The organism is Microbacterium sp. zg.Y909 (assembly GCF_024626565.1).
In genome coordinates this window covers 1-4,221 of record NZ_JANJFJ010000380.1, presented here as the reverse complement: position 1 = coordinate 4,221, position 4,221 = coordinate 1, and the positions used below count along the sequence as shown (strand labels likewise).

4 protein-coding genes and 2 tRNA genes are annotated in these 4,221 nt (G+C 70.2%); all 6 read right to left on the bottom strand.

The window, feature by feature from the left end:
- Position 1: 1 nt before the first annotated feature.
- Positions 2-90, bottom strand: a tRNA-Ser gene (locus NQ160_RS19685).
- A 71-nt stretch (positions 91-161) separates the two neighbouring features.
- Positions 162-1,193, bottom strand: a complete 1,032-nt coding sequence (locus NQ160_RS19680) for an LCP family protein (protein ID WP_306853806.1) — start codon at positions 1,191-1,193, stop codon at positions 162-164.
- Positions 1,171-2,742, bottom strand: coding sequence for an LCP family protein (locus NQ160_RS19675; RefSeq protein WP_308211502.1), 1,572 nt, complete (start codon positions 2,740-2,742; stop codon positions 1,171-1,173). The genes NQ160_RS19680 and NQ160_RS19675 overlap by 23 nt, the downstream gene beginning before the upstream one ends.
- A gap of 49 nt (positions 2,743-2,791) precedes the next feature.
- Positions 2,792-2,879 (bottom strand) — tRNA-Ser (locus NQ160_RS19670).
- A 134-nt stretch (positions 2,880-3,013) separates the two neighbouring features.
- Positions 3,014-3,922, bottom strand: a complete 909-nt coding sequence (locus NQ160_RS19665; RefSeq protein ID WP_257516800.1) for an HAD family hydrolase — start codon at positions 3,920-3,922, stop codon at positions 3,014-3,016.
- On the bottom strand, positions 3,919-4,221 hold a 303-nt coding region (locus NQ160_RS19660), incomplete at its 5' end, for an aminoacyl--tRNA ligase-related protein (protein ID WP_306853804.1). The genes NQ160_RS19660 and NQ160_RS19665, both read right to left, overlap by 4 nt.

Sequence of the window (4,221 nt, the reverse complement as noted above, 5' to 3'; positions counted from 1 at the left end):
GCGGAGACGGAGGGATTTGAACCCTCGGTCCCCATAAGGGGACTCCACCTTAGCAGGGTGGTGCACTAGGCCTGACTATGCGACGTCTCCAGGCATCCGACGACAGGCGACGGACGCGCTCAGCCATCATAACCCGCTCGCGCACCCCGCGATGAACACGCTCAGCCGCGAACGTTGCCGACCGAACAGGTCTCCTGCGCTGCGGTGGAGCCGGTGATCGACTCGGGCAGCACGACGACGCCCTCGGCGGGCGGGGTCGGGTCGGCCGGCGTCTCCCCCGCACCGGGGTCCGCGCCGTCGACAGGCGGGGCGGCATCGCCCGCGGGCGGCTCGACCACGACGACCGCATCGTTCTTGCCCGCCTCACCGCTCAGCTGCAGCGGCTGGTTCGCGCGCAGCGCCTCCCACATGAGGTCGGCGGCGGCGTGGTTGGGGACGACCTTGTCGGGGTCGTACGGATCGGTGAGGGTCGGGTACTGCAGAAAGGCGATGTCCTCGAACGCGACGTCCTTGGCGGCGAGGGCGATCTGCACCATGCGCATCGGGTTGGTCAGCGATTCGCTGGGGGTCACGTTCTTGACCGCGGTGCCCGCCAAGGCCCCCAGGGTCCCCATATCGGTGAGCACCTCCTCGCTGACGAGCTTGTTCACGAGCCTCGACATGTACTGCTGCTGGTTGCTGATGCGACCGAGATCGGAGCCGTCGCCGACGCCGTGCCGCGTGCGCAGGAACTGCAGGGCGTCATAGCCCGAGACAGTGCGCATACCCGCCGGCCAGTCGATGCCGGTGTGCGGGTCGCGGATGCCGCCCGCGATGCAGACCTCCACACCGCCGATCGCATCGGTGATGTTGATGACGTTGCCGAAGCTCACCTTCGCGGCGTACGGCACGCTCATTCCGCTGAGGTCGGACAGCGTGTTCACGACGCAGCCGAGGCCGCCGTAGGAGTACGCCGAGTTCAGCGGCTGCTTGCTCATCGCCGAGGTCTGGCGACCGTCCTCCCCCGTGCACGACGGGATGGGCACCATCAGATCACGCGGAAACGAGACGACCGTGACCCTGCGCGGGGCATCGGAGATGTGCAGCAGCATGTTGACGTCGTTGAGCTGACCGCCCGCGTCGGCACCCTTGCAACGGTCCCCGAACCACTCGGCGATCTCCTCCTCGCACTCATCGGTGCCGGTCACCACCATCGTGATCGGGCCCTCGAGAGGTCCCAGGCTGGGCGGCTGCGCCGGGGCGTCGTCGAGGGCGACGGAGTTCTCGGCGAGGTCCGCGACGAGGCCGACGGCGGCATAGCCGGCGACGGTGCCGCCAGAGATCGCGACGACCGCGGCGATCACGCCGATCACGGTCACCAGCTGCGTCAGCGGGTGGGGTTGCTTCAGCACGCCGTGGCGGGCGACGGGCAGCCGTCGACCGCGGGTCGGGAGGCCGCGCCCAGTATCCCCCCACGTTACCGTTCGAGCAGGTCTCCTGCGCCGCGGTCTGCCCCGGGATCGATGATGGGAGCGTCACGCCGGGCGCGGCGGTCTCGCCGGGCGTCGCGGCGTCGCTCGGGGCCGCGGGGTCGACCGGCGCGGCATCCGAGCCCTCCGGATCCACGACGACGACACCGTCACCCTGGCTGGCCTCGCCGCTCAGCGTGATCGGCTGGTTCGCCTCGAGCGCCGCCCACAGCGCTGCGGCGGCATCCTCGTCGGGGGCGACGCGGTTGGGGTCGTACGGGTCTTCCACGACGGGGTACTGCACGAAGACGATCTCCTCGAACGGCACGTTCTTCACCGCGAGGGCGATCTGCACGAGGGTCACCGGGTTGGTGAGGCTCTTGCTCGGGGTGACGTTCTCGACCGCAGTGGATGCCAGTGAGTACAGCGTCGCCGGGTTCGAGAGCACCTCGTCGCTGACGAGCTTGCGCGCCAGGCGCGACATGTACTGCTGCTGGTTCGAGATGCGGCCGAGGTCGCCACCGTTGCCCACCCCGTGCCGGGTGCGCAGGAACTGGAGCGCCTCCACTCCCGAGATCGTGCGGTTGCCCGCCTCCCAGTCGATGCCGGTGTGGTGGTCGCGGATGCCGTTGGCGATACAGACCTCCACCCCGCCGATCGCGTTGGTGATCTCGATCACCCCACCCCAGGTCACCTTCGCGGCGAACGGGATGTCCAGTCCGGTCAGCTCCGAGATCGCCGCGGCGACGCATGCCAGGCCGTTGTCCCCGCCGTTGGTGTACGCCGAGTTGAGGGGCTGCCTGCTCGAAGCCGGCGTCTCGGTGCCGTCGGAGTGCGTGCAGGAGGGAATGGGGACCATCAGGTCGCGGGGGAACGAGACCACGGTCACGCGGCGCGGCGCGTCAGAGATGTGCACGAGCAGGTTGACGTCGTTGAGCTCGCCGGCGGCATCCTCCCCCGTGCAGCGGTCCCCGAAATAGGCCGCATACTCGGGCTCGCAGGCATCGGTGCCCGCCAGCAGCAGGTTGACGCCGCCCTCGATCGCGCCGATGTCCGGCGGCACGGGACTCTGACCCTCGAGGTCGACCGACCCGTCGGCGAAGTTCGAGGCGAGGTCGTAGGCCGTATAGGCCGCCACGCTCACGCCCGACACCAGCACCACCGCCAGCGCCACCGCGAGGACCTTCATCAGCTGCGCGAAGGGACCGGGCGTGCGCTGTACGCCGTGGCGGGCCAGCGGCCGCCGACCGGATGAGGGCGCGCTCGCGCCGCTCGGGTCGGATGTGGCGATCACGGACGTCTCCTCGGGTGGGGCGGGCCGTGCTCGCCACACCCGAGCGCCGTGGCGGAGGGTGTGGGATTCGAACCCACGGGACATTTCTGCCCACTGGTTTTCAAGACCAGGTCCATCGGCCGCTCGGACAACCCTCCCGGCGGACGCCCTAGGACGTCCGTCGACAGGCCCCGAGTCTAGTCGACGGCACCGGGGTCCATTCTCGCCGGGGCGGCTGGGCAGCCGCTGTACGGCGCGCGAAGCCCGCGGCCGGGCACTCCGCCCCGCGCGGTCAGAGCGCGCGGAGGATCTCGGCGACGCCGCCGGCCTCGACCGAGCCCGTGGTCTCACCCGCTACCGAGCGCACCTCGTCCACGCCCTGGGCCATCGCCACGGCGCGGCCACCGTTCTGTCGCGCCCACCGGAACATGCCGATGTCGTTGCGACCGTCGCCGATGACGATCACATGCGCCGGGTCGACCCCGAGCCAGTCGCAGACGAGGGCGAGCGCGCTGGACTTGTCGACGCCGCGAGGCGCGATGTCGAGCCATGCCGTCCAGCCCACGGCGTACGACACCTCGTTGAGGCCGATACGGGCGACGAGGTCGACGAAATCCTGCTCGGTCTCGTCGGGCGAGACCACGACGACGCGGCTCGCGCGCTGGGCGGACAGCTCGTCGAACGTGACCTGCTTGGCGCCCTGCAGGTTCCAGTCGTCGAGGTGCTCGGTATACAGGCGGCTGCCGTCGGGCAGCTCGACCATGTAGCGCGCCTCCGGCAGGTGCTCGCGCAGCAGCGTCAGCACCTCGGAGGGATCGAAGGTCTCGGTGTGGAACCGCTCGTAGCGCACCTCGTCGCCCTCGACGCGCTTCATGATCACGGCGCCGTTGGAGCAGACGATGTACTCGGGGGCGATCTCGAGCACGCGCAGGATGCCGCGGGTGCTCTCCCAGCTGCGTCCGGTCGCCAGCATCACCTCGTGGCCGGCACGGTGCGCATGGGCGACGGCCTCGACGATGCCGGGGCTGAGGGTCTCGTCCTGCAGGAGGATCGTGCCGTCGATGTCGAGCACGATGAGCAGCCGCTCGGTGGGGACGCGGGGGTTCTCGGCATCCTCGGCGATGTCCTCGACGAGCTCAGCGGCGTCGGCCTGGTCGGTGACCTCGACGCTGCCGGTGGAGGGAAGGTGCGCCTGGTTCATGCGACCGGCTCCAGGACCTCGAGCCCTCCCAGGAAGGGGCGCAGCACCTCGGGAACCCACACCGAGCCGTCGGCGCGCTGGTGGGTCTCGAGCAGCGCGACGATCCAGCGGGTGGTGGCGAGCGTGCCGTTGAGCGTGGCGACGTGCGACGTCTTGCCGCCGTCGGGCCGGTACCGGATGTCGAGCCGCCGCGCCTGGTAGGTCGTGCAGTTGCTCGTGCTGGTGAGCTCACGGTAGGCGCCCTGCGTCGGGACCCAGGCCTCGATGTCGTACTTGCGCGCCGCAGACGAGCCGAGGTC